Genomic DNA, 26637 nt, shown 5'->3' on the forward strand with positions numbered 1-26637 from the left:
CCTTTCATTAGTTGAAATTCGGATGAATTCTTTGCTTTAGTTATTTTCCCTAACTCAAGTAATATAATCCTCTTTTTGAACCCAATTTATTATAACACTTTGAAAAGAAATTACCTATTAATCGTTAAGCAGCCGCGGATTCATTTACTAAGTTATTTTTCTTTTCTTTAAACACAAGTAAAAAGTAGAGAGCCCCACTAAAATAGATTATGCCAGTAATCAAAAAAACATAGGAGTAGCCCCAATAAGATCCATACTTTGCAACAATGAAAGTTGAAAGCGGGCCCATCGTTGCCCAGCCGAATGAAAAGGCCTTCTGGCTTAATGAATTGGCAATGCCCTTCATTTCATAAGACCTCTGTTCATCATTAAAGACATTTGGATGGGGTTTCCGGCATTCGCTAATTCCTGCAAATACATGCTCATTAAAGTATTTCGCCTCACTAAATTAATAAGGCATCTTATAAAATTAACATACAATTTTTTTCATTCGCTGCAAAAAAAGAGCATCCGGCAGCGCCAGATGAGGATTCTTCGTGTTTGTATTCAGAGTACATCAGAATAATGAGCAAAATTCCCAAAAGCAATCACTACTATATTTTCAAATATCTAATGTTCAACGCACGTAAAAATACAAATTAAAAAGCGGTGACAGCATAGTCACCGCTTCTTGCATGTTATTTATTTATAGAAAACTTTATCTACATTATATTTAGCCTGAAGCTCATTAATAATGTAAGTCTCGTAAATTTCACGATCCACAGCATTGTCTACGATGCAAACAGCAATTTCATGTACTTCATCACGATTATTTTTGATTGGAGATACGGTATCTTCAAAATGTTTTTTGATTCTCTGTCTAAGTTTGCGTGCTTTTCCTACAAACAACAGCTCATCATTGATATTGTAAAACATAAAAATTCCGCCTTTATCGCGGGGAATTCTGTTGTAATCAGTAAAACCGTATTCGCTGCTTAATGGAGCCTCAACAGGCTGACCTTTGACCGGATTTCTAGTCAAAACAACATCTGCTCTAGGTATTTCAATTTTGATCATTAAGATTCACTTCCTATTTTATGTGACTTGTTCTTATCTATTTCGAGTAAAAATGAACTTAAGTATTATCTCATATGTATATCGGAAAATACCACCAAATCTTATAAAAAGACTATTCAATATATTAACTTGTTTTCGGCTATAAGGTACACATGATTTTGTTTTTCTGCGAAAACGGCTGATTGCCCGGTCTTGAGAGAGTCATAAACAAATGCTGAAACTGACAAAAGCGTTCCTGTTGAAAGCTTAATGTGATAAACCTGCTGTGACATGACATTTATTCCTGATTCTGCGATGTCTGTTGTCTGATATTTTTTCACAACATCTCCTTGATATGTTGTAACTGTCAGTTCACTTTTAACAAAGCTTGACCAGGCATAATAGAGTAAAAACGCTGATATGAATAGAATGATTGTTCCTATTGGCCGTTTCAATGAAATCACCTCTGTTTAGTTATATCCAATTTCAAAAACGGCATAATAAAAAGCTGCAATTTATTCCGCAGCTTTTTTCAATTTTATTTCTTTTACTTTTTGATGTATTTCATCAGGCCACCATGCCCCGCAATCATCAGAAACTACGCATGCTGCACATTTTTCGAGATCATACACCTTCATTCCTGTTATTGGCGGAGAATAGAGATGAAGCGTCACCAGATTTGTGCCTTCAGACTCCCCCATTTTATGCACCCCTCCTTTTGGTGCAAAAAAGCTCCTTCCTTTCTCCTTTTTTTCAGTAAATAATTCAGAAGGCAGATGATTTTCTTTCACTTCATAAACAGTGTTTTCAGAAACTCCGTTTATGACTTGAATCCAACCATGCGACTTCCCGTGATCATGTGGTGCACAATCCAGTTCAGACCAGTTCATCACAAGTAATTCGAGTGTTTCATTTTTATAAAGAAGCTTTCGGTAGTATGGTCTATTCCGTTCTTTTTTTAAGAAGGGCTTCAATTCTTCAATCTGTATGTTCAGACTTTTTAAAGCTTCCAATAATTCCATTTTCGATGCTGAATGAACATTTCCAAGAATGGTTTGCAGCCTTTCAGAAAGCTCCAATTCTTAAACCTCCTCGCAAGTTCGAGTATCACTTTAAACAATATGATTAGATATCTCATCCATATGAAAAAAATTTTTCTTTTGTCTATATTCACTTTGTCACTACTTTCTTTCTAGGTGAATAACCTAAATGGCAGAGAAAGGAATTATGATGAACAAATATCGAAGCATCTTTCTTCTTCTATTCATTACAAGGAAAAAATCCTGTGCTATGATAGGTATGAAATCGATACATAGTAAGGAGTTTTTCATATGAATTCAAAAGAAACACAAGAACAAATTATCCGCAATTATCAGCGGGACGAGCAAATGATGATTCTTGTCTTTGCGCAGTGGTGCATTAATCATGATTTTGATCCTGCAGAACTTTATTTACGCGCATATCCTAACCAGGCTGAAAATCACGAATTAAAGCAAGCGATTGAATTAACTGTGTCCAAAGAGGAAGCTGGCGAAATTTCAAACGATACCCTTCTTGGCGTACTATCCCTGTTTGGAAATGACGATCTTGCGTTTGTAGTAACGGAGGAGATTGCTAAATTGAAAAATAAATCATGAAAAAACCAACAATTAAGTTGGTTTTTTAGAATCAAAGGTTTGAAAGGTCCTTTTTCTTATGAGGTTTTGTAATGGTATATTCTTTAATAGATCCACTCTTTGAAAAAAGATTGAATATATACTCTTTCGTCACCTTGAAATTCTCTTCAACTTTTTCAGCGATATAAGATACTCTCTCATAGATAACTGATTTTAAGTGATCTATATCTCTTGAAATTTTCTCGGTCAAAGCTTCTTGATGACTGATCCTCTCGATTACACTCTGATGAAACACTTCTTGCAGTTCCAGCCTGTCTTTAATCTGTTCTTTAAGTACAGCATGTGAATCCAGCTGGTCTATTATTTTTTCCTGCAGACTCTCGTACGTTTTAAATCTCCCTGAAAGTTCTTTTATGGACTGATCCTGGAAAGTGAGCTGATCAATAATTGCCTGGCTTATATGACCTTCACTTAATAACTTAATCATCAATTCTTTGTTTGATTTTTCAAGATTTTCTAATCGTTCACTCATTATTCTTGATGCAGACTGCTGTGTTTCTATATTTGACAGCAGCGGTGATGTCGCAGCTTCCTGTTTTTCTAATTGCCTGTAAACAGCATGAAAGTGTTGGGCTTGCTCTGATCTAGATTCATGCAGCAAGCTGTTTAAGGTATCTGCTGCATGTGATAGCCCGGTATTTACATGCTGCTGGTGTTTCAAAAATTCTTGCATATAATTTACACGGAAAAATTCCTGGTTTGAAGTACTCGCTTTTGCAGGAATCGTTAAATAAGCCTTTGATTGACCTTTATGGCTGTCATTTTTGGACACGCTTTTCCTCCTTTCTTTCTAATTCATTCTTTATAGTCTATGTGGGTGTCTTTGACCGTGTGACCCGCATCTATTTGAGCTCCGTTTAAAAGGAAAAAATGAAATAATGGTAAACAGAAAATAATAAGAAATCGAGGAATAAAGGAGAAGTTCTTAGTTCGGATAAATACCAAGAAATGATTTTTCATTAAGGCTCTTTTCGTAAACTTTGTTGCTTTTGAATAATACAAGAAAATTAAACGGTTTTTTATTACTATTGTATAATAGGTAAAGAGAGAGAAATTTTTGTTATTTTACAAGGGGTTGTTCGGATGGTTGAATAGGTTCAACAAGCAGATGGAATTTGGCAATACATCGCTTTATTTTTAATATCAATATTGCCATTACTGGATGTTTTTTATATTATTCCAGTAGGAATTGTGTTGGAGATGTCACCTGTAGCCGTTGGGATTATTGCTTTTTTAGGAAATTTTATTATGGTTTTAGTCTTTGCAATGTTTTTTAGACAAATTTCTGAATGGCGTAAAAAACGGAGAGAAAAAAAGGGGAAATCAGAGCCTTCAAAAAGAGAAACTAGAGCCAGACATATTTGGGAGAAATATGGTCTCCCAGCGTTTGCTTTGCTTTCACCCTCGTTACTTGGAACAGATTTAGCTGCTTTAACAGCTATTTTGCTTGGTTCATCTAGAATTAGAGTAATTACTTGGATGGGAATCAGCTTAGTCATTTGGTCAATTCTTATGACAGTTGGCTCTGTTTATGGCCTTAAATACGTAAATTGGATTTAGCTGGGTGAGCTGCTAGAATCCGACTTAGGCCATCTGTTTTTGTAGAAAGCGAGAAAACTATATTATAGTTACTTTGCAAAAAAATTCTGCATTTTTTGTTCAGTAATAATCAAATTCTAGTAAATTAACAACTCGTAAAGGCCCTATAAAAAAGGTTCCTCTAGTCAATTTAGACTGTTTGACATGTTGATATACATGTTTTTTTTCGTTTAGAAAGTATTTATATTCCTTGCTAGGGTGGTATGATCCTGAATTCCCGAAGGTATTCCCCCTTAGTTTAAAAAGGATCCACCGGTTTATAGGGTAGATCCTTTTTTCTTTAAGCCGACGTTCATTATCTTGTACTTTATTCTAATGCATTCAGCCGCACAGTAAAATGCCCATGAGAAATTGGGATTAATGTATCCAACAAATACACCTGTTAATTCAATGACAGGAGAATTTATAGGTTTTCGAAAAATCCTATTAGATTATTGTCGGGATCAGATACACCGAAATCACGTACTCCCCACCACTGGTCACTTAGTTTCGCATTTGGGTGCAAAATACCCAACGGCTGTATGTGTTGATACAGTTAATCAACACCCTCTACTTCTATTCGACAACTAGCAGTTCCTGCAATAAACGATTCTGCACCTGAAACGACCGGTGTTGAGTTGCTGCGAGTACGCCAGCTTTCATCACTGGCTTCCCAAAGATGGATAAGGCGAACATCATTATAAAGAAGCACCGCGAAACCACCCTCATGATAGCCCAGGGAAAAACCAAGCTTTTTACAATAAAAATCTATGCTTCGTTTAATATCTCTCACTGGTAAAGCTGGAATGGCTTGCAACATTTTCATATCCTAATTCCCCCTACATTACTAAACCATTTACAAATTTCAAATAAGTTATCTACATAAAATTTCTTCAAAAGAATCATATTTCCTTTTTTAAGAAACTTGATCCTTTAGTTCAATAAATCGTTAATTGATTTTGCTGAACTTTTGGGGAAAGTGTATAGATGGTATGAGTATCAACGCTAGGAAATATAATCTTAGCGTTTTTTTATTTTCTAAATATTGTTATTTTATGGAACAATATTGAAATTTACTTCGTTATATAGGTTGAATACAGAGTGAATTTGAATAAAGGGGATGGTAACTGTGATTAAAAAAATGTTTATTCTTTTTATGTTATCTTTTCTTATGATTTTTAGTTTAGATTTGAGTTCTGCATCTGCAGCAGGAAGCAAATTCATCATCATCAACAAGAGCAATAATCAGCTTGCATATTATGAAAACAGTCAGCTGAAAAAAGTGTTTAGGGTGGGCACAGGCAGAAGTCAATCACTTACACCTGAAGGGAAATTTAAGATTGTGAATAAAATTGTGAACAGACCTTACTACAAGGACAACATTCCAGGTGGTGATCCGCGAAATCCTCTTGGCAACCGCTGGCTAGGATTAAATGCGAGGGGAACATACGGTACAACGTATGCCATTCATGGCAATAACAATCCAAACTCAATTGGCGGATACGTTAGTAGCGGTTGTGTTCGAATGTTCGATAATGAAGTAGAATGGCTGTTCGGGCAAGTGCCGACCAACACACCAGTAATCATTACTTCTTCAGGTAAGTCATTTGATTCTATTGCTGCATCGTATGGATACAAAACGACTGCGAGTTCAGTATCACCTTCCATTCCTGCAATGAATAATGGCTCGATTCTGAAAAAAGGCAGCCGAGGTCCTGCAGTCGAAGAGCTGCAACGCAAACTTACTTCTCTTGGTTTTACCACCAAAGGTATTGATGGAGCGTTCGGAAATAATACAGATCAGGCAGTTCGCCAGTTTCAAAAATCCCTTCATTTAACAGTGGATGGTGTTGTTGGTCCAGCAACAAGAAAAGCACTAGATGGAACAAAGCCACCGACATCACCTGATAAACCATCCACGGGAACAGTCAGCGGTACTTTAAAAATGGGCAGTCGTGGAACCGGAGTAAAAACACTTCAAAGTACACTTACTGCAAAAGGCTACAACACTAAAGGTGTAGACGGAGTATTTGGTTCTAACACAGAAAAAGCAGTTCGTTCTTTCCAAAAATCTAAAAACCTATCTGTAGACGGTATCGTTGGTCCTGCTACGAAAAAAGCACTTGGGATATAATTTTAAAAAACCTAGGCAGATGTCGAAATCACCTAGGTTTCTTTTAATTTTTCATCCCTGAATAAATGTGATCGCATTTCTAAAAATGCTGCGGTTCCAGGTAGTTTAGACGTAAATCTCTCAGCATCTACATACAATTTTGCCACACCTGAACGCGAAACATAATTCTATAAACCAGCACTCACTTTCCTCTATTCCAGTCTTCCTCCCAAACACCGCACTGTCTGTAAGCTTTACTTCCCTACTGATCTCGGCGACGTATTTGGGATTTTCACCCCTATAGAGAAGCTTGGTACTCTCTATTTATAGTCAGGAAAATGAGGATTACAACGTTAAAAATATCAAAAGACAAAAAAGTCTGATTTCTCAGTATTTTTAGTGAGGAATTAGGCTTTCGATATTCCGCAATCACGCCCGTTTGTTGAATTATTTCTAAAGCTTATATAAGACATGCCCTGTTCCACTCGCATTCAAACTCCAAAAGCGACTGCTGACGCTTGCCTCTGTTATCGTTGACCGCTTTTAACGCCACTTTGTATAATTCGTCGCCCAATCGCCATTTTTCGATTGACCTGTCTTTTTCCCTGCCAAACAGAGCAAACGCGGTAGCTCCCATTAAATACACATTAGTTATTTCATCTATGGCTACACCGAGTGTAAATTCCTCCGGCGACATAAAGCGTGATGAACCCCACATTCTGCCCATCGTATTTATATAGGGCATTTTAGAATAGAGATCAATATCACAAATAATGGTCTTTTTTGTGTCAAAGTCATACATAATACTGCCGTCATAAAAGTCAATGGCAATATACCCTTGCTTTATAATATGAATGTGAAAGTTCAGTATGTCGTTAAATACTTCAAGCCTTGTGCTGTCCGGCATCTGCAAGAACTTTTCTCTGGACAGCGGATACATTCTGCCCATACACACGCCGTCTGTCCATTCAAAAATGACGGCAAACCCTCTGCCTATTTCCTCCGCTTTGATAAATCTTATCAAATTGGGGTGCGCTAAATCCTGATAAATCGGAACGGTGGATTTCAGACTTGCTATTGCATCTTCGGGTTTGCCGGAATATTGCTCTGTCGGTGCGCCGGCAAATTTTATAAAGTATCTCTTATCACCGTTCTCTACGCCGAAGCAGATATTGCCCGAATCTTGATCGTCATAAATTTTAAAAATCTCACCATATTGCTCAATGAAAGAGATATCAAATGGAGATTTTAATTTGTATGGAATATTATTTATGTACTGTATATAAAAATCTGCTAAATACCAAGTCGGTACAGGATTATTCATGCCGTCAAACCAAGTTAGAACATCTTTTGCCTGATTTTTCATAACGGTAACTTCATCTTCACCGAAAGGGATTGCCCAATATATTGACGACAGCGTATTGCTGCTTATATAAAAAGCCAAAAGCGTGAAGAACTGCACAGGCGGTCTTCCGTTAAAATAACCGTTAAGCTGCCCTGTGGCAAAATGCGGACTGACAGCAGCACTCCACACAATGCGGTTAAACTCTTCCCATGGGTCGCCGTAGTCAATACGGTTGAAATCGATTATGCTCAGTTCTCCTTCCGGCGAAATAATCATATTTCCCACATGATAATCGCCGTGCTGAAAGCATTGCGGCCTGCCGTCAAGGAGGTGTCTGTTCGCCTCAACATAGGCGATGATTTTATCGTCACCATCTATTTTTATGCCACAGCCATTGTATTTTTTGGTTTTGTTGTCTGTTTTGCGGTTAAAAAGTGTTCCCCATTCTTCTTGCTCTTTTGGTGCAGGAATACTATGGATTTTCCTCAGTATTCGCCCCGATTTTATACCGAGTACATATTGCTCGGTTTCAGTCATTTTTGGTAATACAATCTCCGCATCTTCACCGTCACACCATATTAAAAGCATGTAGACACTTTTGCAGTTGTCGCACATACCAAAATCAACAGGCTGCGACATGGGTACACCGTATTCGGCTAACCGTTTCATCATTTCAAATTCGCTTTTCTTCTTGGCATACTCTGAAATATCGGCTATGCGGAGCAGCATTTTTTCGTTCGTCACGGTTTCAATATAGTATTTTTTGTCGCTCGACCAGCCTTTGTTTATCGGTTTGATTTTTTCAAATGTAGCATAGTTTTTTATATCGAACATGATTTTATCTCCTTTTCTTTATTCCACATAAATAATCCATCATTATTGCGCACACCGGCATTTATAACGGCATCATACACATCCAAACTGCTGATGATTTACCAAAACCGTATTCATCTCTGCTCTATAGTTCGTTATTAATGTTTAATATTGTATTGCGTATACTTGCTTCCGGGTTGCTGAAGATCAGAAATAGATCATATTAGCTGGTTTTGTTAGATCGAAGGCTATAGAAGCTTGCTCGCACTTATTAGGTCCGATTGTTGAATACTCTAAATGAAAGGTATTTCCTTTCCCTCTATTAGTGCTTTTAAATTTGCTAACGATTCATTGAATCCACCAGAATTGATTGTAACTCTGGTTCCATTGTTTTCCTCTTCTAACATAAAAGAAATAAGCAATTGTTGTGAATCCAAGTAAAGGGAAAATTCCCGATAAGGATTAATGACTTCAATTGTTAAAGACATAGTAAGCTTCTCTGTTAGATTATTATGAACACTAGGCATTAACGTAAAAAATACTTTCTCCCCTACATACAGATTGGGGATTTCCCAAGGTGAACCTGGAGCATACCATTGTGAGAGTTTATTCGCATCCGTTATAGCAGTCCAAACGGTTTCTTTTTCCCCATCAATCCAAACTGAACTTATCTCTTCTGCCTTACCCATATCTATTCCTCCTTTAATTTGTAGCAATTAATGGCTATAAATTAACTCCCTCAGAAATTAAATTCTTGTTAAATAACCTGGTCTAATACACGAAAAGAGACACGTTCCTACATATAAGCGCTCTTTTGTAGAATAAGCTAATTATTCAATAAATTTTTTTAACTTTTGTTTTTTTTCCTAATTTTTGCTATAATTATATTAATGATAATATTAGATTTGGCCTTGCATTTATTGCATTCTCTCTGTATGTTTACATTCAATTGTTATGAGCCTCAGCACTCTTTGACTCTGTCACAATACTATTTTTTAAAAGCCTCGCATTTTTGCGAGGCTTTTTTAATTGTCTAAAGGGTACTGCCAACATTTTAGACAGGGAAAAAACTCACTTATTTTTATATTAAATAAATTATTAGGGGTGTATATATGGAAATCTTACCATGCGAAGGGTGTAAAGGGTTGTGCTGCGGTCCAGTTCCTGTCACTGAAAGCGAATTTAAGAAAATAAAAAAGAAGATAAAATCAATGCCTACTAAAATGCGTTCGGAGCTAGAGAATCAAAAAAGATATTATGGAACATGTATTTTCTATGATCTAAATAAAGATAGATGTGGAATACATTCGGTAAGACCTGAAATTTGTCGTATGTTTGGATATTACAAAGATCTAGTTTGTTTTCGGAAACCAGCATTAGCAACAAAAAACATAGATCAATCTGATAAAGAAAAACATGTTGGAATTTTAACGTTGGATTTTACATGGAAAGATTTGAAGTGAACCCAAAAAGTTAGACACTTTATTATTAGGCAACGGGTAGGGCATGAGTTCGGTATTCTGCCGGACTCATGCCTTTTAATTTTGCTTTTGGACCAATAGAATTAGCGATTCCATAAAAGATTCTACACCTGCTAGATATCTTTTAACGGCCATTATTTTTTCTTATTTTGAAAATTTAGCCATAGAAAAACTGCACCTCCAAATGTTAGATTATGTCTAACAATTGGGGTGCAGTATATCTTTACTGTAGGGGTTTCGTATTCACATAATCAAGGACAGGTAGTCCTCATTAGGGGTTAGTTATTGCCTATCCCATTATTAAATAGCGATTTTTTTTTCAGTACTAATTCTGCAGTAATTGGTAAATGATCAGATGCATTAGTGTTTATAACTTCCCCAGTCCTAATTTTGACATCTTCAGAAGTGAAAATATAGTCGATGCGACGATCCGGTTTATCTACAGGAATGGTAAAGTCATCATTTTGACCAAGTTCAGCAAATACGTCTTTATATTGTGCAGTCATCTTTAGAATTTCTGAACTTTCAGGTGTAGCATTGAAATCTCCTACAAAGATACTTGTTCCTTCTTTTTGTTTTGCAATGTCAAGTATCTCCCTGATTTGCAGATCCCTCTGTTCTGCTCTTTTATTGTCAAGATGCGTATTGTAAAAGTGAACATGGTTTCCTCTCACGTTAATCACAGTTTCCAAAAGACCGCGCTGTTCTGTAGGGTTTACTGGATATGGAATATTAGTGAGCAGATGATTTTCGGCAGAAAGGATAGGATATTTACTTATCACGGCCGTTCCGTATTGACGGCGGTGTTCTCCTTCTTGTAAAGGTTCATAGTCAAGATTTGCAGCATATGCATAATGCATTCCTAAGTAATTTGCCAACCATTTCGCTTGATCTTCGAAATTACTGCGCTCTGAAAAATGATTATCTACTTCTTGCAAACCAATGATATCAGCATCCGACGTTTTAATAATCTCTGCAATTCTTTTCAAATCCAAAATGGCATCTGTGCCCTCTCCATGATGAATATTATAAGCCATAACTTTAATGTCAGTCTCAATACCTCTTTCAAACATTGGTAGTTCTGTGGCATGAGTTTCACTGCTGTAAGAGAACATAGGAATCATGGACAACAATAAAATAAAAGTGAAAATAAATAATTTTTTAAACAAACCTAACACCTCTCAAAGTTTTCTATTAAACTATTTTTAGAGTATAAACAATTTTCATTGTCGAAAATGCCTAATTTGAGTTTACTGGCTTTCTTTTGGCCGATGATAATCAAAGCTAGATAAGAGATAACACAACCAGCTTAATAAGGACTAAAACACTAGCCTTCATTGGAAAAATCCTCGCATCGGATTTCACTAGGTGCCAAAGTCATCCGTTCTGCTTTCCATCAAACTCAGAAAAGATCTTTTGGGAAGAAGCTACTAGCCTTGCCGGATCCCCGGTGCGGCGGTCGACGTTTTCTACATTCGCTTTTATCCCTGTTACCTTTTCACACGGCTAAATGACTTCAGAATAACCAAGTCCATTACCTAGATTAAAAACTTCTGCTGATTTCTTCTCTTTTAACCAGTAGGTCACACTTTTAATGTGTATCTTAACTTACTGGTTAATGAGATGATAAACTCGTTTTTTGGCATTTGTTCTACCCAACATTCCTATGTCATTTAATAACAAATTGGGGATCTTCAGAGTAGTGGCCACCTAGTCACCGTCTACACTAACCACAATTTTGTGTATGAAATAGAAAAAGTTAACGATCTTTGTTTTGAAATTGAATTAGTCTTTTTTCTTTTCTTCTTTCTTATCTGTCGTGAATGCGTATAGGTTACCGTCGAATGCACCCACTACAAGTGTGTTGCCAGAGATTGCAGGGGAAGATCCAACCCATGCACCGATTTCAAAGTTCCATTTCTTTTCACCGGTCGTACGATCCAAAGCATACAGGTTGCCGTCATTGGAACCGATGTACAAGATATTGCCGCTGATCGCCGGTGAAGAGATAATACCACCCTGTGTACGATAGCTCCATTTCTTCTGACCTGTTACTGCGTCTAGAGCTGCAATGTTGCCATCCGGGAAGCCCATATATACCTTGCCGTCCACAATAGCAGGCGAGGAACCGGTTGTGCCGCCTGCAATGTACGAGCTGTCTTCACTCTTATAACGCCACAGTTCATTGCCAGTTGCAGCATCCAGAGCGACAACCAGTCCACCGCCGTATCCCATATAGATACGTCCGTTATCAATGGCAGGCATGGAGTGCATCCAACCGCCAACAGGTCTTTTTCTCCATTGTTCGGCTCCGGTTTTTGCATCAAAGGCAATTAAATAGCCTCCGTCAGCACCTACGTACACACGTCCGTCTTTAACTACCGGAGAGTTTTCAGCAATCCAGTTTCCAGCGAGTTTGCTAGTCCACAATTCCTGACCAGTTTTTGCATCAAGCGCCATAAGGGCTCCACCTTTTCCAGTACTGTAAGCTTGGTAGACAACTCCGTCAGAAACGGTAGGAGAGTAGTACATCCATGCGCGCTGTACTTCATCTTTGCCAACCGATTTCTCCCAGAGCTTTTCACCGCTCTTTGTATCAAGTGCATAGAGCGTACCACGGATGGATGATGCATAGACGATTCTGTCCGCTACGGCAGGAGAGCTTTGTACCTGCGAATCTGCTTTGAACTTCCACCGTTTTTCCCCGTCTTCCAGATCAACAGCCACAACGGTATTATTATCGCTGCCATTCTCATCCCTTGTACCTACATAAACGGTTCCATCCACAATGGCAGGTGATGACGTCAAGATGGATCCAGGTGTACGATGGCTCCATGCGAAGTTCAGTTCCGGTGCGAGAACGTCCAGAGCCTTCCCGGTATGCTGTGCGTTACCTTTGAACATCGTCCAGTCCTCTCCGCCTTTCGGTTCGCTTACACTATCTTCATCGACCACTTGGAACACAGAGGATTTTTCCCAAGTTTTCGGTGCATCATCGGTGATTTTTACATCAATTTGATGTTGACCCTTCTTTAAATCTTCAGCGTCCCAATCAGCAACCCAGGTGAAAGCACTCGTTCGGTTAAGCTTCTTCCAGGAACGACCGTCAATACGGTATTTAGCTTCTTTCACATTGCTAGATGTGTTATATGCATTGATTTGGATCACCGTCTCATCTTGCGCGATCTTGCTGTTTGGTGCCGGATTGACAATCGTCAAGCTTTGTTTCACGTCAAACATCTTAAACGGAGTCTCTGGCTTACCTCCCTTAAAATTGATGATACGGAATCCATTCGGAGACTGGTCAATCGTGTAAGAGGCAGAGTTGGTTATGATATGTTTTGCACCCTTAATCGTATCGGCTGACACATCGTTTACGTGAGTATGCCCCATCAGCAACATGCTTGTCTTATACTGTCCAAGCAGTTCAATAAATTTCTTTGTATTGTCCGGAGAAGGGGTTTGTGGTGTGTTCAAAGGTTTGTGAACGATTACAACAACCTCTTTTCCTTTGGCATTCAGCTCCAAATCCTGTCTCAACCATTCCAGTTGTTGGGGATCACTGAATGCAACGTTGTTTTCCAATGTAACAAAGTGCTTATTACCGTAGTCATATGAGTACCACTCCGGTCCAAGAAGCTGGCGGTAGCGGTCAATACGGTCCTTGTACGTTGCACCTGCCGTTAAGTCATGATTACCGACAGCAGGAAATACAGGCAACTTGGATTTGGCTGTGGCTGCTCGGTAATCCTGAAACTCTTGATCCGTAGCCCCGTTGGTCAAGTCCCCGCTAACCGCGACGAATGCCGGGTTCCCTGTCAACTCATTGGTTTGAGCTAGTTGGCCGCTGAATCGTTCCAGGTTATTGGCAGTGCCCGCTTGTACGTGCACATCGGCATAGTTGACAAAATTGAAATTAGGATTTTTGCTCTCCGGTTTAGGAAGCAAGCCGAAGTTTTGCTGACGATTCTCGTTCACCTGTAACTGACCCAGCTGTTTGTAGAACTGCGGAGTCATGTACTGGTCGGTTGGAACACCGTATCCGGTTGGAATCGTTATGAAAACAAGATCGTTAATGCGTCTTTCGGTGTCTACTTTCAGTGTGTAGTTCCCTTTTTCGTCTGTTTTGGTTATCTCCATACCATCAGAAACGCTTACGCCCTCAAGTCCCTTTTCGTTACCTTCTTGCTGACCGTTTCCGTTTTTATCTTCAAATACCACCCCTGAGACAACTGCTCTGTCCTCTTCCGCAAGAGCCGGCTTTATCATCACTGCTGCTGCGAGACCAACCATACTGAGTACAGCGAACGGCCGAACTATTTTCTTCCATCTTTCGAATTTGTCCATGTTTGGTTTCTCCTTCTTCTCAAAATTTTATTAAAACGTTTCTTCCAAAATAGATTTGTTTTTGCGTGCATCCCCTCCTTCAAGCGTAATCCCTGCCCCTACGCTGCCAAAAAGCGTTCAAAGTACCACCAGAAACCAAACATTGCAATTGCCGTGGTTGCCGTTCCCTGAATCCAACCTGACCATTGGAACCTGCGTACCAAAAATAAAGCCGGGAACAGCAATAGGATAACAAGAGCCTGACCTGCTTCCACACCTGCATTAAACGATAGTATCGACAATAGGGTCTTCCATGTCATATCGCTGGTTAGCTGCAAGGCACCGGCAAACCCCATACCATGGAAAAGTCCGAATCCCAATACCACCCAAAGCCGATATTTGGATGTCGGGAACAGTATGTTCTCGATGGCGACGTACGCGATACTCAATGCGATCAGAGGCTCTATGATTTCCGGCGGTATATTTAGAAGATTCAGTGCCGTGAGGCCCAATGTTACACTGTGTGCCACTGTAAACACGGTGACCACTTTAAGCACATCGACTATTTTTCTGGAACCTAACACAAGCGCAATAACAAAGAGAATATGGTCGATCCCAATCATGATGTGATGAAAGCCAAGCTGAATAAAACGGGATACCTGTCCGAAGACGGTTCCTTTACCTACCTGCAGCTGTCTGTCACTCGCATTGAAAATAAACTGTCCTTTATCACCCCCAACTTCATAGCTCACAATATTTCTATGCATGGGATCGTTGTCGTCAAAGAAGATACTGTAGTCAATTTGGATTGATGTCGAGCTGCTGCTGGAAATCGGGTAATCTATTGTGATGTGTGCGTACTCCCTGTCCAGTTTCTTCTCCACATCGGTGTTCGATATGTATCCTTCCGCTTTAGCCCCGTCGATAAATACCTCCAGTCGCTTTTCGAGGTATTCAGTCACGTCTGTTTGTTTGTTCTGTAAAGCTGTTTTCAGTTCGCTTTGCGGGACACCGGGTTGAACTCCCAAATCTACGAGCCGCCCGAGTTCAAAAAAGTCAATATATAGATCGTAATGCAGAGTATCGTTGTTCACAGTCACTTTGGATTGACCTTCACTGTTGTCCGTGTGAGCCCATGCCTTCCCAGGTATTGAAGCTGCCATCATCCATATACATAAGATCACAAACCAGCACTTTATCCATATTTTCACTTGATTCACACCTTCACATCTTTGATTTAATAGTTTTTTTCTATTAACTAGATTTAAAATGGTTGTCATCGGGAAAGGAATAACCGTGAGAAATCAGATTATATACATTCTGGCGAAATGTCCTCCCTGTACATCCGTTTGGGAATTAAGAATTTTCTGATATTTCCCAACGCATTTGGGACAGACTTGTCCCGTAAAATTTTCAACCATACTCCCTGTATATCTGTAAATGGATTGTCGAATAAGGAAGCAGGTTTAAAACATTTTTTTCTATAATTACTTCCCCTATTCTTTACTGTGAGTCGTAATTACTATTTCAGCTAATTCTTTCATTGATCTACATGTTAAATCTGGCTGATAGCCAAGTTCGTTTGGAAAAGACTGACCGTGAGAAATCCAAAAAGTCTTTAACCCTGCAGCATGTGCTCCCTCAACATCGGTATAGGGATTATCCCCTACCATTACACAGTTATTTAGGGTAAACCCTGTTTCCTGGATAATTTTATTAAAAGGATAGATAAAAGGTTTGCCAACTACTTGTACTTCTTCTATCCCTGTCACTGCTTGAATTGCAGCAATTAGAGCGCCTGTTTCTGGAACTCTATTTCCATCTTCCCCAGGGTGATATAAATCAAGATTAGTAGCTATTAATTTCGAACCGTTCATCACATATCGAGCACATTTATGCAATGTGTCATAAGTAAATGAAGTATCTCGACCTACTGCAACAAAGTCATATGAATCTTCATTGTCAGAGAGGCATATCTTATGTCCTTGCACTTGAAGAGACTCCTTTAACTGCTCTGTTCCAATAGGTAGAACATTTACTGAACCATAATTTTCAAATAAGTATTCCCCTATTAATTCTGTCGCAACTAAAATCGTAGTTTTTTCAGCTGGCAGTCCCATATTAATTAATTTTTGGCGAATTGTTTCTGCTTGATCAGTAGAGTTATTACTTAGAAAAAATATTTTCTTATCTGAATCAATCAAATAATGAAGTAACTCTACAGAACCTTCGTAAACTTTGTTGCCTAAATATATACATCCATCTAAATCAAAAATGAATGCTGATATTTTATTTACATTCCATTCCATTCCATGCAGAGTAGTCACGACCTTTATTAGTCCTTTATAAAATGCTTAATTGAGTTTTCATTTCCAAAGTTCAGATGCCCCTACAGCTACTGCATTTGAACCTGCTTCCAATCCTTCTAAAATCTCCTCGTGCGATTTAATAAGACCGGCTGAAATAATTGGATACGGGCAAACTTTACTTAGATCTTTAATAACTCTTGGCATTAATCCTGGCATTATTTCAATCGCATCTGGTTTGGTTTCCATTATATTTCGAACACCTGAAGTATAAGCATGGGTATCAAGAAAAAATAGATGTTGTATAGCAATTAGCTCTTCTTTTTTTGCTACTTTAATTAAATTACTTTTCGTAGTTATGATTCCATCAGGCTTAATCTCACGTGCTAAATACTTGATTCCCTCTTTATCTTTCGCAATCCCTTTCATTAAATCGACATGAAGAAAAATGCTCTTATTATGTTGTTTAGCAGTATCTACACAATGTTTAATATTGAAAATATCGCCAGTCATTAAAAAAATAACTTGAACATTTGATTCCGATGCATCTTCAATTTGTTTTACATCTCTCACGGCGGCTACAATTGGATTTAATTCAAAAAGTTGTTTTATGTGGTCCATAGTTCCTCCTTATTTTTCCTGTATAACTGGCGATGAACCAATTGTTTTAATTTTCGAAAAAATAAGAAAATCCCAAATATAATGAAGTTCAAACATATACATCTAATTTCGTCAATAAATTGACAAATTAAATAATACATACGATTCGAACCTTCAATATATTTGGGATCTCTCCTGGTCTCCGCCCAATTACATCTTAGGATATTTAATTATAAAGAAATTTACACAAAATAGGAATTATCATTAATAATGCGAATTAATTTTAAGTAATAATTCTATGTTTAAATAATACCAATAGTTTATTAATCCAAAATTAACTATATATAAATTTCATGTAAATTATATTGACAAATTTTGTTAAACATAAATCCTAGAGTTAGTATAGTTTAATGGATTCAAAGATCAAGATGCCAGACCTTTTATTGGTTTTGCTATGTGATGGCATGATAAATTTATAAAAAAAATGACGCTGATTTTACGATAGCTCCAATTAAAATGGATCTGGGACATTTGTCAGGTCTGCTATTAAACTTAAGCCAGCTTAAAAAACTGCCAAACTATTTAAGTAAGGACATAAATTTATTATTTACGCAGACCTTTATTTCACTTTCAAGTTTTTTTGATTGAACGAACACTTTGAAGTCTTCTTTTGAGACATCAGATTTTATTGCTGTTTCAACCAAAAATGCCAATTCTTTATTTGTTATGATCGTTTTCATTATAGTCCTCCTATATATGTATTAGTATAATATTCGTTTTAAAGAACGTTTTTACGAGGGTTCATCAAAATTTGCTAATTAAATCCATGATTAAGGGCATAATAGGTCTGGAGGTGAATGAAATGAGCAGTAAATTTACAGGATCAAACCGCGGTAAAGCAGCACCAAGCGTGAATCCACAGGGCCAAGGAAAAGATACTGAGGTTTCAGCTGAACCGAAAAGCGAGCTTGAGAATCGAGCTAAAAAATCCAATACGAAAATCTAGAAACCAGGAGGCACTGCTGCCTCCCTTCCCACTCTCTATGTCAGTCTTTTATGACCTTGTAATTGGTTTAAATTACCTCATTGTTAAATCTTTCTTCCTATTTTATAATTTTCTAGGTTTATATAAATTTTATAAAATGAGGAGAAAAGGATGAAAAGACAACTGGGGGCATTTTTACTAACAATTATTTTGGTTTTAAGTTTATTTCCACATTTAACGACGGCTGCTCAAAACTCAAAATTCGAGCTTGAACTTTCTGAATATTTAAACGAAGTAAGTAATACAAGAGGATTTAAAGTGACGAAAGCTGATATCGAAATCTCGCTCTCATATTACGGTGATAGTCTTCGGAATTATCAATCTGCAGCAGACCTTAAGGGTTTCTTAGGAGAGGTTATTGAATCAGATTATAGAAATCTTACAGATTTATATGATGAATTTAATTTAGATCATGAAGAAATGGTATCTCTATTAGAAGAAAACGGAGAAAGTTTAGAAGATTATATATTCATTGACGATCTTTCTCAAACTATCTATTTTTATACAGAAGATTTTGAGTTTGAAAGAGATCCAGATTTTGACCAGAACTTCGCTGTTTATCTTGCGGAAGTGAGTGCTGAAAGAGGATTTGAAGTAACTAAAGAGGATATTGAAACAGCTCTTAAAATTTACGATGAAAGCATTGCGAATTTTGAATCTGTTAAGCAGCTTGAAGATTTTCTTGGAGAAGTTATAAAAGCTGATTTGAGCAACTTGGCTTACTTCAAAGAAAATTATGATCTTGATCAGCAGTCATTGCTTCAATTGCTTGCTGAGAATGATAAGGATCTTCATGATTATATCTACATTTTCGAATTGGAGGAAACAGTATGGACTTTAATGGGATTGGAAGAAGAAATAGCTGAGGATCTTTTGCCTATTTTTGAAGATGAGCTGGGATTAACGGAAAAAGAGCTTCAAAATATTGAAGAGCATTTGATTTCACTAGAGGATCACCTTTCAGACCAGGCAACCATTGAACGTCTTGATGTTTTAGGAAACCGGATGCTTGCTATCGGGGAATTTGAAGTTACAGAAGATTTATCAGCAGGTCAAATAGCCGAGCTTGCTTCAATCTATGATGAGATTCTTTCTATTTTTAAATTAAAGGCATCGTACAGTCTTGTTAAAGATGGGTCGGAAACCCCATTGTCACTTGCAGACTTAATCAGATTAGATGAATTAAAAGGAGCAAATTTAAAAGTAACCCTATTTTCTGTGGATGGAACGTTCCTTGCTGACCTTATCATAACTGGTGAAATGGTAAGTTCTGAAGTTCTTGAAGAAACTGGAAAGCAAGTTGAGGAATCTGCAATGCAAGCTGCTAAAACAATTGACACTTCCGTACAGCCTGTAAAAAAACACATCACCAAACCAATGAATCATGCGGAACAGAAAACTGTAAAAGGCGCAAAATTGCCAAAAACAGCAGGTAATTACCTCACCTATGCAGCAATTGGGGTAATCTTATCGGCAGCTGGAAGCTTCTTATATCGAAAGGTCCGCAATGTTTAAAATGGAAAGAAGAATCAGCAAAAAGCGGATGATTTTCCTTTCATTTCCTGTGTTTTTAATCCTAATCGGGTTGCTGTTTACAGCAACTAATCTCTATAAATTTGCTGCGGGATCCTTTTCTATTTCCCCTGATTACAATTCAGGAGAAGTAAAACAAAAAAACATACCCGAAGGAAAAGATTCGGAAGTAAAAAAAGTGATATACCCAAGCCGGCCTGAAATTGGAGAAGAAATGGGAGAACTTTATATTCCAAAATTAAATGCGGTACTCCCTATTTTTCACGGCACTGATGAAAATGAACTTGAAAAAGGTGTAGGGCATTTTGCTGAAAGTGTACTCCCTGGCGAAAATGATAACTCTGTTCTTTCAGGTCATAGAGATACGGTATTTAGAAGGCTTGGCGAAGTTGGCAAGGGTGATTTGCTGATAGTCAGAACTGCTGCCGGTGAATTCATATTCAAGGTACAAAAAGTAAGAATTGTTGATGAGGATGACCGCACAGTAATTGTTCCAAAGCCGCGGGCAGCACTTACAGTGAGCACATGCTACCCGTTTGAATTTATTGGTTCCGCACCAAAACGATATGTTCTTGTAGCTTACTTGACATCTAAAACGATTTATAAATAGTTTGCAGTCAAGCCTCTCTTGGTAAAAAAGAGAGGCTTTTTAATATGGCATCGTGTATTTTGCCTCTTTCTGCAAATATTTAGACCAGGAAGGATTTGTTAGCTTTAGATTTATAGTAAAATACAGAACCTATAACTGCATGAAAAATAATTATAAAATGGGTGATATAAAATGAATAAAAACAATATCCAAATTCTCCCTATCATTGCTTCTATCGGCATTGGTGCAGCTGCTTATAGTTTGATGACAGGCCGCGGAGGACAGCTTCAAAATATGATGCCGCAATTAACAGGAATGAGCAGCCAAGGGGCAAATAATCAATTTTCTGCTCAGCCGGATCAAAATCAATAAAATTTGCATGATCGGGAGAACAATTCATGATGAATTCTCCCGATCCTATTGAAAGGAGAAGCGATATGGATATTCCTATTTCAAAAATGATAAATAAAACAAAAATGAATCTGATTCAGGCGGCTGCATATGTAAAACAGCGAATTGATTCTCTTACTGGAACTCAGACAGCTACAATTGAACAATTAGCTGCTTATATTCAATACCATCCCGATACTAAAAAAAGGACCAAGAATCTTTTAGGTCTGAGCTTTTCGTTTTTTACATTGGACCAAGGTGATGTTCATTACAAACTGGAAACCAAGGGATCTGACATTTTACAGCTTGACGTCCGTACTTTAGAGCATCATGTTGTGTCATATCGTTCTTATCGTGATCAGAATAAATTGAATGCACCAATACGCTTTTTTAAATTAACAATATAGAAAAGAGCTAAATGTTTGTTTAGCTCTATTTTCTATATCATGAATGATTCAAATATAGTTTTATCTCTCCTGCTATTAGTTCGTATAGATCAATAAAACGTGAAGAGTTTTTTTCTCCCTTGATTTCCTCCAGCTGATCTATCAGTTCTTTTGCTTCTGACAGGTATGTGATTGCTTCTTTCATTTTGTCCTTATAAGCTTTAGTTGTTCGATTGATTTCAGATGCGAATTTTTCATCTGTCCCAGGCGTTATGCAAGTTTGATACATATCAATGATCTCATCTGTTTCTCGTTCAGGTTCATATTCATGAGGTGCCGTGCTGTCAAATATTGCGATGCCTTTTTCACGAAGAATGACCATGTCCAAGCTGTTTGGATCAAATCCGCAATGATAAATTTCAACGTCGTATCCCTTTTTTTCTCCAGCAGCTGCAATTTTTTTAAGCATAGTAGATTTTCCTGAACCTGCCCTGCCTTTTATAAAATACCGTTTCCCGATATCTTCTGTTAAGTTTTGAATAAAATCTACTGCTCCATCAGGTGTAGCAGCGCCTAAGAAGCGGTGTTTTACATTCGAAGGTTTGTCAGCCTTTTCCTCTCCAAAGAAAAGTTCAATCAAATCATTCGACAATTGGTTGGCTTTAGTAAAATCCATATTTGCGATGTAAATATCTTCAATCTCATCATGCGCTTTTAGTGATGCGGCAAACGTTCCGTAAGCCTCTTGAAATTTAGAAGAAATATCGGCGTTTAGCTGTCCAATTGCATCCCTATTTGCAGAATGAATTTTCATTTCATTTTCAAGAACAATAACTTGCAGGTTTTCATCCGAAATATGTTTGCGAATCTCAGGAACCGCATCATCAATAATACCGATACGGGCATCAGAAACAATAAATCCTTCAATCCAGTCATTATTTGAAGGGCAGTGTAAATACTCAATCGAATGACCTGCTGAAAGCAATGATTCACTTATTGTTTTCATGTATTCTGATCTGCAGGATCTTGACCCGCCTTGTAGCAAAAATACCCGATTTAACCCTTTAACTGAAAAATTATACAGACTGAAATATCCTTTAGCTGTATTGCCGCTAGCAAAATAATGTAGAGCTTTTCCTTTCATCCAATCATCCTCTCCCTCTTTTCTACTAACATATGTTAAGAGTGAATAAGGGTGAACGCCTAATTTTTCAAAAAATGAAAAACCTGCATTTCTGCAGGCTTGGTGTAATCTTTTATTGTCCTTTCCTATCTAATTCATTCACAAGCTGAAAGAGGAAATCATAGATTAATTCAAAAGCTGCATTAAGTGATAAGTTTTCGTGAAAACCATCTATCAGATCACAGTCAAAATTAACATCCCATAAGCCGTCTTTGTCATTGAATAGCAGCTGGAATTTAGTTGATTCTCCATTTGCCTTTTCATTCAACCATTCACGGATGCTGCTTCCTGCAGCTTTTTTTTGCTTTAACCCAAGTAGACCTTTATAAGATCCAAAAACATCATCATGCTCAAGGGTTAATCCATCAATTTTGATGATGTCAAACCATTCAGATTCTAAATAAACAAACTCTTTTTGATTGGTTTTTAAGAAACTTACTTTTTCCTGAAGAAAATCTGACGGCTTCTCAACTGCAATCAATTCCTCCGTTTCTTTATCCACTCGTTCAACATAGGAATGCATAAAACGGGAAAGTGCTTTCAGCTCTTCTAAAGTAACTTGCTCCGGAACCAGACTGTGTGCCTCTGCATATTCCTTTTCTGCTTTGTAAATTCCAATAGATAGATTTTCAGGATGATTGGCTATTTCATTTTCAATGTATGCTTTTATTGTTTTTTTCAGCAATTTATAGTCCTCCAATTTTTTTGCAGAAATTCTAATACTTATCATAACCTAACATAATCATACTTCAAACAAAAAAAGAATCCGTTTCATGGATTCTGAAGAACTGCCTGATGTTATGAGAAATTATCCTGAATAGCCTTATCGAGAAGTTTTTGACACCGATCCAATTCTGTTTTCAGCTGTTTTTTGTATAGCTTTGCCTTCTCATAATCTTCAAACTTGTAATAAACGACTTCCTGCAGCTTCATGCCTTCTTTCTTCCGCTTCACTTGCTTTAATACACCATCTTCAATTAATTCGTGTAATGATTTATAAACTTCAGAATGATTTGGCCTGTATCCATATCTTCTGAATTCGTCCCGCAGCACATCCAGAAGCTTTAATCCATAAAGCCGGTCCTGCTCTGTCATGCGAATCATGTAGAGCTTTAAAAAAGCTCTTTGTTTTAACAAAAATCCGCTAGCACTTCTCTTTTCACCCAATTTAACCATCTCCTTTTTGAAGATCGTTTACATGCAGCATGTTCTAATAATTCAATGTTTTTAGAAAAATTTCCTGCATTAAGACGGAAATTGAGTCTTTTGACCCTTTATATCCTTTTTTAGTTAGAAAGTGAAATGGAGTAGTAATCGGAATATAGTCTGAGCATTTTTATAAGTATAATGATTATTTAGAACATAGTTTAATTTGAATAAATAGCTTCTTCAATAAAGGAATGAATCTACAATTTTTTATATTAGATTTGTTACTTTTGGATTATAATTTAAGGATGATTTAATAAAAATAATCGAGAGGAAGGATTTCAGAATGTCAATTGTACTAGTTAAAGGTCAAAAAGCTGATCTGACAAGACTTGATCCAAAATTAAGGTGTGTAAATATTGAGTTAAGCTGGCATACAGCTATAGATCTGGAAATAGATGCTTCTGCATTTTTAGTAGGTTCAAATGGAAAAGTTTTAAAAGATTCAGATTTTGTCTTTTACGGACAGACTTCCTCTGGCTGTGGATCTGTTATTAAAAAGAATTCCTTTTCGAGCATCCAGCCTTTTCAGATTTTTTTAAATAAAGTTCCTTCCGAAATTAGTAAAATCGTATTTTCTCTTACTATCTATCAAAAAAATGGAACTAAGGGTTCATTTAGACAAGTTTCGGATATCACTTTATCTATTGTTGATGAACAGTCTGGAAAGGAATATTATTGCTTCCCTGTTCCAAATACATTTTCAGAAGAAACGGCAATAGTTGTCGGCGATCTATATAGACATTCCGGAGAATGGAAGTTTAATAGTGTTGGAGCAGGTTATTTTGGAGGTCTTGCTTCATTATGCAAGGATTTCGGAGTTGAAATAGAAGAAGAAACTCCTGCTCAGCTGGCTCCCAAAGAGGTAAAATCAGTTCATCATATACCTGAACCCATTTCGAAAAAGCCAGCTTCAAAAATAAACTTTTCTAAAATCGAATTAAAGAAAAAACAATCGGTCAATATTCAGAAATCTCAAAGAATTACCGCAGTTCTTGAATGGGAGTCAAATAAAGATCTTGATCTATATTGTTTTTATGTTACTAAAACAGGTTTTCAAGGGAAGATCTATTACAAGGATTTAGGAAGCAGCAGTCAATTTCCTTTTATTCGTCTTGATGGAGACTCTCAGAAATTTGGAACAGAAACAATTGAAATATATCGGACTGATGAATTGTCATATGTTATGTTTGCTGCATATAGTGCTGTTGGAAACGGTATTGGAAGCTTTAAGTCAATGAAAGCCAAAGCTGTGGTTGATAATCATATGGGTAATGTCGTCGTCGCTCCGCTGCTGGAACGTAATGATTTAGCTTATTGGGTTGCCATAGCTCATATTGATTTCACAGACTCAAAGGCGATGAAAGTATCACATGTAGAACGTTATTCACGTGATCATTCCGAGGCTTCACCACTTCTGTACTCAGATGGCAGCTTTAGAATGGATGTAGGACCGATAGAATTTAAAAATGACCAGGACTATAACAATTATTTCGGAAATTAGTCTGATTATTTAGAACATAGTTTAGATAGATAAAAAAAGCAGCAGTAATGTATATACTTCTGCTTTTTTCGTATGGTAGCTGATATCAGCGTTAATAATCAGTATTTGAAAACAAAATACTTCTGTCCCAAAAAATTTAAGATCGTATAAAAACCTGTCCCTGCTAGTACAGCAAGCATATCTTGAGTCAAGATAAAGCCTAGGGGGAATCCAGTATAAATGAGTTTAGCTGCAGCTTTTGCGACGGAAAATGACACGAAATAACAAAATACAATCACTATTATAAACCGCGGGAGGCTTTTTTTGATGCTGGCCTGACTTGAAAAGGTAAATGAACGATTTAAATAATAGCTGATGGCTGCACCTATGGTATTTCCCAAAAAAGTTGATAGCCAGTAAGAAACATTAATTACGTTCAGCAAAAGCAAGATTGCTGATAAGCCTGCGGCTGTATTCATAATTCCGACGAGAATGAATTTTAGTAAAAGAGGATCAAGTCGAATGAAATTACTTTCTGAGCTCATAGCGATAGTCTTCTTCTTGAATCAGGTTATTTTTTTGGATGGGAAGATTGAATAAATCAATCTCGACAATATATTTGGGACGCCTTTTTGTTTCTTTGTACACTTTTCCGATATACTCTCCGACTAATCCTGTAGCAATCATCTGCAAACCGCCTATTAACCATATAGAGGCAATTAAAGAAGTCCATCCTGATTGAGTCCTTCCTAAATATTTCATCGTCAGACAGTAAACGCTGAACAGAAGACTAACAATAAAAGTAATCAAACCCATTGATAAAACTAAGCGGATCGGTGTAACTGAAAAGGATGTGATGCCATCAAAGGCAAAGGAAAGCATTTTGCTTAAAGGATACTTGGTTTCCCCTGCAAGCCTTTCTTTCCGGTCATAGTAGACCTTGGCTGATTTAAACCCAATGAGAGGAACGATGCCCCGCAAAAACAAATTAGCCTCCTCAAATCCTTTCAATTCTTGTACAGCACGATTGCTCATCAGTCGATAATCCGCATGATTGTATATAAGCTCAACTCCAAGCTTTTTCATTAACTTATAAAACCATTCAGCCGATTTGCGTTTAAAAAGAGTATCTGTTTCTCTTTTCTTTCTGACTCCATAAACGATTTCATACCCTTTTTGATAGTTGTCAATAAATTCATGAATGACTGTGATATCATCCTGAAGATCTGCATCAATAGAGATAATGCAGTCGGATCCCTCATTTGCTGCAAACATGCCTGCAAGCAATGCATGTTGATGTCCTGCATTTCGTGATAATTTTAACCCTGCTACCCTGTCCAAATGAAGGCATGCTTTATTAATAATTGTCCACGTAGAGTCTTTGCTGCCATCATCAATGAACAGGACTTTGCTTTTTGATGAGATTTTCTTCTCTATACACAAACTGTCCAGCAATTGACTTAGTTTATGAATGGTTTGAGGTAGAATTTCTTCTTCGTTATAGCATGGAACTACAATGGTTAGCGTTGGTGCATTCATTATGTGAAGT

At 37.3% G+C, this 26637-nt stretch carries 28 protein-coding genes and 2 pseudogenes; 10 read left to right on the forward strand and 20 right to left on the reverse strand.

Annotated elements, in window-relative coordinates; all coding sequences use genetic code 11:
• Nucleotides 1–124 precede the first annotated feature (124 nt).
• The 4 genes from K8L98_RS12605 to K8L98_RS12620 all read right to left on the reverse strand — a co-directional run bounded on the left by K8L98_RS12605 (nt 125) and on the right by K8L98_RS12620 (nt 2114).
• The gene (locus K8L98_RS12605; protein ID WP_223435152.1) at nt 125–346 is read right to left on the reverse strand and encodes a hypothetical protein; all 222 of its coding nucleotides are present in this window, start codon (nt 344–346) and stop codon (nt 125–127) included.
• A gap of 335 nt (nt 347–681) precedes the next feature.
• Entirely contained in the window at nt 682–1056 is a 375-nt protein-coding gene (locus K8L98_RS12610) for a nucleotide excision repair endonuclease (protein WP_070877419.1), read from the reverse strand.
• A gap of 116 nt (nt 1057–1172) precedes the next feature.
• Nucleotides 1173–1490 (reverse strand): hypothetical protein, encoded by a 318-nt coding sequence (locus tag K8L98_RS12615; RefSeq protein ID WP_223435154.1) that lies wholly within the window; start codon nt 1488–1490, stop codon nt 1173–1175.
• Between the two features lie 60 nt (nt 1491–1550).
• Complete coding sequence (locus K8L98_RS12620; protein ID WP_223435156.1) at nt 1551–2114, reverse strand: cysteine dioxygenase; 564 nt, start codon at nt 2112–2114, stop codon at nt 1551–1553.
• A gap of 252 nt (nt 2115–2366) precedes the next feature.
• On the opposite strand from K8L98_RS12620, the gene K8L98_RS12625 reads away from it, so the two are divergent.
• Nucleotides 2367–2672, forward strand: a complete 306-nt coding sequence (locus tag K8L98_RS12625; RefSeq protein ID WP_223435157.1) for a hypothetical protein — start codon at nt 2367–2369, stop codon at nt 2670–2672.
• A 31-nt stretch (nt 2673–2703) separates the two neighbouring features.
• On the opposite strand, the gene K8L98_RS12630 is transcribed toward K8L98_RS12625, so the two are convergent.
• On the reverse strand, nt 2704–3483 hold the full coding sequence (locus K8L98_RS12630) for a hypothetical protein (protein WP_223435159.1): 780 nt from the start codon (nt 3481–3483) through the stop codon (nt 2704–2706).
• Between the two features lie 377 nt (nt 3484–3860).
• On the opposite strand from K8L98_RS12630, the gene K8L98_RS12635 reads away from it, so the two are divergent.
• Nucleotides 3861–4271 (forward strand): small multi-drug export protein, encoded by a 411-nt coding sequence (locus tag K8L98_RS12635; protein WP_275976706.1) that lies wholly within the window; start codon nt 3861–3863, stop codon nt 4269–4271.
• Between the two features lie 442 nt (nt 4272–4713).
• Here K8L98_RS12635 and K8L98_RS12640 read toward each other — a convergent pair.
• Nucleotides 4714–5115 (reverse strand): annotated as a pseudogene (locus K8L98_RS12640) (bleomycin resistance protein).
• A 294-nt stretch (nt 5116–5409) separates the two neighbouring features.
• Between K8L98_RS12640 and K8L98_RS12645 the strand changes: the two are divergent.
• Nucleotides 5410–6423, forward strand: a complete 1014-nt coding sequence (locus K8L98_RS12645) for a L,D-transpeptidase family protein (RefSeq protein ID WP_420828785.1) — start codon at nt 5410–5412, stop codon at nt 6421–6423.
• Nucleotides 6424–6862: 439 nt separating this feature from the next.
• On the opposite strand, the gene K8L98_RS26695 is transcribed toward K8L98_RS12645, so the two are convergent.
• Nucleotides 6863–8581: an aminoglycoside phosphotransferase family protein gene (locus tag K8L98_RS26695; protein ID WP_338036969.1), complete on the reverse strand. Its 1719-nt coding sequence runs from the start codon at nt 8579–8581 to the stop codon at nt 6863–6865.
• Between the two features lie 272 nt (nt 8582–8853).
• Nucleotides 8854–9249, reverse strand: coding sequence for an SRPBCC domain-containing protein (locus tag K8L98_RS12655; protein ID WP_223435165.1), 396 nt, complete (start codon nt 9247–9249; stop codon nt 8854–8856).
• Nucleotides 9250–9672: 423 nt separating this feature from the next.
• Here K8L98_RS12655 and K8L98_RS12660 point away from each other — a divergent pair, with 423 nt between their 5' ends.
• Nucleotides 9673–10023: a YkgJ family cysteine cluster protein gene (locus K8L98_RS12660; RefSeq protein ID WP_223435167.1), complete on the forward strand. Its 351-nt coding sequence runs from the start codon at nt 9673–9675 to the stop codon at nt 10021–10023.
• A gap of 296 nt (nt 10024–10319) precedes the next feature.
• Here the strand turns inward: K8L98_RS12660 and K8L98_RS12665 are convergent, their stop codons facing one another.
• The 7 genes and pseudogenes from K8L98_RS12665 to K8L98_RS12695 form a co-directional block, all read right to left on the reverse strand.
• Entirely contained in the window at nt 10320–11210 is an 891-nt protein-coding gene (locus tag K8L98_RS12665; protein ID WP_223435173.1) for an endonuclease/exonuclease/phosphatase family protein, read from the reverse strand.
• A 208-nt stretch (nt 11211–11418) separates the two neighbouring features.
• Nucleotides 11419–11589: pseudogene (locus K8L98_RS12670) on the reverse strand (UDP-glucose 4-epimerase GalE); the annotation flags it as partial.
• A gap of 237 nt (nt 11590–11826) precedes the next feature.
• Nucleotides 11827–14388 (reverse strand): outer membrane protein assembly factor BamB family protein, encoded by a 2562-nt coding sequence (locus K8L98_RS12675; protein ID WP_223435176.1) that lies wholly within the window; start codon nt 14386–14388, stop codon nt 11827–11829.
• A gap of 98 nt (nt 14389–14486) precedes the next feature.
• Nucleotides 14487–15578 (reverse strand): HupE/UreJ family protein, encoded by a 1092-nt coding sequence (locus K8L98_RS12680; RefSeq protein WP_223435178.1) that lies wholly within the window; start codon nt 15576–15578, stop codon nt 14487–14489.
• Between the two features lie 285 nt (nt 15579–15863).
• Complete coding sequence (locus tag K8L98_RS12685; protein WP_223435181.1) at nt 15864–16694, reverse strand: HAD-IIA family hydrolase; 831 nt, start codon at nt 16692–16694, stop codon at nt 15864–15866.
• Nucleotides 16695–16733: 39 nt separating this feature from the next.
• Entirely contained in the window at nt 16734–17294 is a 561-nt protein-coding gene (locus tag K8L98_RS12690) for a glycerol-3-phosphate responsive antiterminator (protein ID WP_223435183.1), read from the reverse strand.
• A 557-nt stretch (nt 17295–17851) separates the two neighbouring features.
• Complete coding sequence (locus K8L98_RS12695; RefSeq protein WP_223435185.1) at nt 17852–18013, reverse strand: hypothetical protein; 162 nt, start codon at nt 18011–18013, stop codon at nt 17852–17854.
• 122 nt (nt 18014–18135) lie between these two features.
• Between K8L98_RS12695 and sspL the strand changes: the two genes are divergently transcribed.
• The 5 genes from sspL to K8L98_RS12720 all read left to right on the forward strand — a co-directional run bounded on the left by sspL (nt 18136) and on the right by K8L98_RS12720 (nt 21237).
• A complete protein-coding gene (gene sspL, locus K8L98_RS12700) occupies nt 18136–18279 on the forward strand; it encodes a small, acid-soluble spore protein L (RefSeq protein ID WP_223435186.1) in 144 nt (47 codons plus the stop codon).
• Between the two features lie 150 nt (nt 18280–18429).
• Nucleotides 18430–19833 (forward strand): processed acidic surface protein, encoded by a 1404-nt coding sequence (locus K8L98_RS12705; protein ID WP_223435187.1) that lies wholly within the window; start codon nt 18430–18432, stop codon nt 19831–19833.
• Nucleotides 19826–20461: a class D sortase gene (locus tag K8L98_RS12710; protein WP_420828786.1), complete on the forward strand. Its 636-nt coding sequence runs from the start codon at nt 19826–19828 to the stop codon at nt 20459–20461. The genes K8L98_RS12705 and K8L98_RS12710 overlap by 8 nt, the downstream gene beginning before the upstream one ends.
• 171 nt (nt 20462–20632) lie before the next feature.
• Nucleotides 20633–20812: a hypothetical protein gene (locus K8L98_RS12715; protein WP_070877424.1), complete on the forward strand. Its 180-nt coding sequence runs from the start codon at nt 20633–20635 to the stop codon at nt 20810–20812.
• A 26-nt stretch (nt 20813–20838) separates the two neighbouring features.
• Nucleotides 20839–21237, forward strand: coding sequence for a hypothetical protein (locus tag K8L98_RS12720; protein ID WP_223435188.1), 399 nt, complete (start codon nt 20839–20841; stop codon nt 21235–21237).
• Nucleotides 21238–21274: 37 nt separating this feature from the next.
• On the opposite strand, the gene K8L98_RS12725 is transcribed toward K8L98_RS12720, so the two are convergent.
• The 3 genes from K8L98_RS12725 to K8L98_RS12735 all read right to left on the reverse strand — a co-directional run bounded on the left by K8L98_RS12725 (nt 21275) and on the right by K8L98_RS12735 (nt 23566).
• On the reverse strand, nt 21275–22360 hold the full coding sequence (locus K8L98_RS12725) for a PRK06851 family protein (RefSeq protein ID WP_243550964.1): 1086 nt from the start codon (nt 22358–22360) through the stop codon (nt 21275–21277).
• Between the two features lie 112 nt (nt 22361–22472).
• A complete protein-coding gene (locus K8L98_RS12730; RefSeq protein WP_223435191.1) occupies nt 22473–23084 on the reverse strand; it encodes a hypothetical protein in 612 nt (203 codons plus the stop codon).
• A gap of 113 nt (nt 23085–23197) precedes the next feature.
• On the reverse strand, nt 23198–23566 hold the full coding sequence (locus tag K8L98_RS12735) for a replication termination protein (protein WP_252205539.1): 369 nt from the start codon (nt 23564–23566) through the stop codon (nt 23198–23200).
• Between the two features lie 325 nt (nt 23567–23891).
• Between K8L98_RS12735 and K8L98_RS12740 the strand changes: the two genes are divergently transcribed.
• A complete protein-coding gene (locus K8L98_RS12740) occupies nt 23892–25109 on the forward strand; it encodes a TerD family protein (protein WP_223435195.1) in 1218 nt (405 codons plus the stop codon).
• Nucleotides 25110–25207: 98 nt separating this feature from the next.
• On the opposite strand, the gene K8L98_RS12745 is transcribed toward K8L98_RS12740, so the two are convergent.
• Nucleotides 25208–25633 carry a GtrA family protein gene (locus K8L98_RS12745; RefSeq protein WP_223435197.1) on the reverse strand — a complete coding sequence of 142 codons (426 nt, stop codon included), beginning with the start codon at nt 25631–25633 and terminating at the stop codon, nt 25208–25210.
• Complete coding sequence (locus K8L98_RS12750) at nt 25617–26627, reverse strand: glycosyltransferase family 2 protein (protein ID WP_223435200.1); 1011 nt, start codon at nt 26625–26627, stop codon at nt 25617–25619. Before K8L98_RS12750 ends, K8L98_RS12745 begins: the two co-directional genes overlap by 17 nt.
• Between the last annotated feature and the right edge of the window lie 10 nt (nt 26628–26637).

This window comes from Metabacillus dongyingensis (assembly GCF_019933155.2).
GTDB classification, from domain to species: Bacteria; Bacillota; Bacilli; order Bacillales; family Bacillaceae; genus Bacillus_P; species Bacillus_P dongyingensis.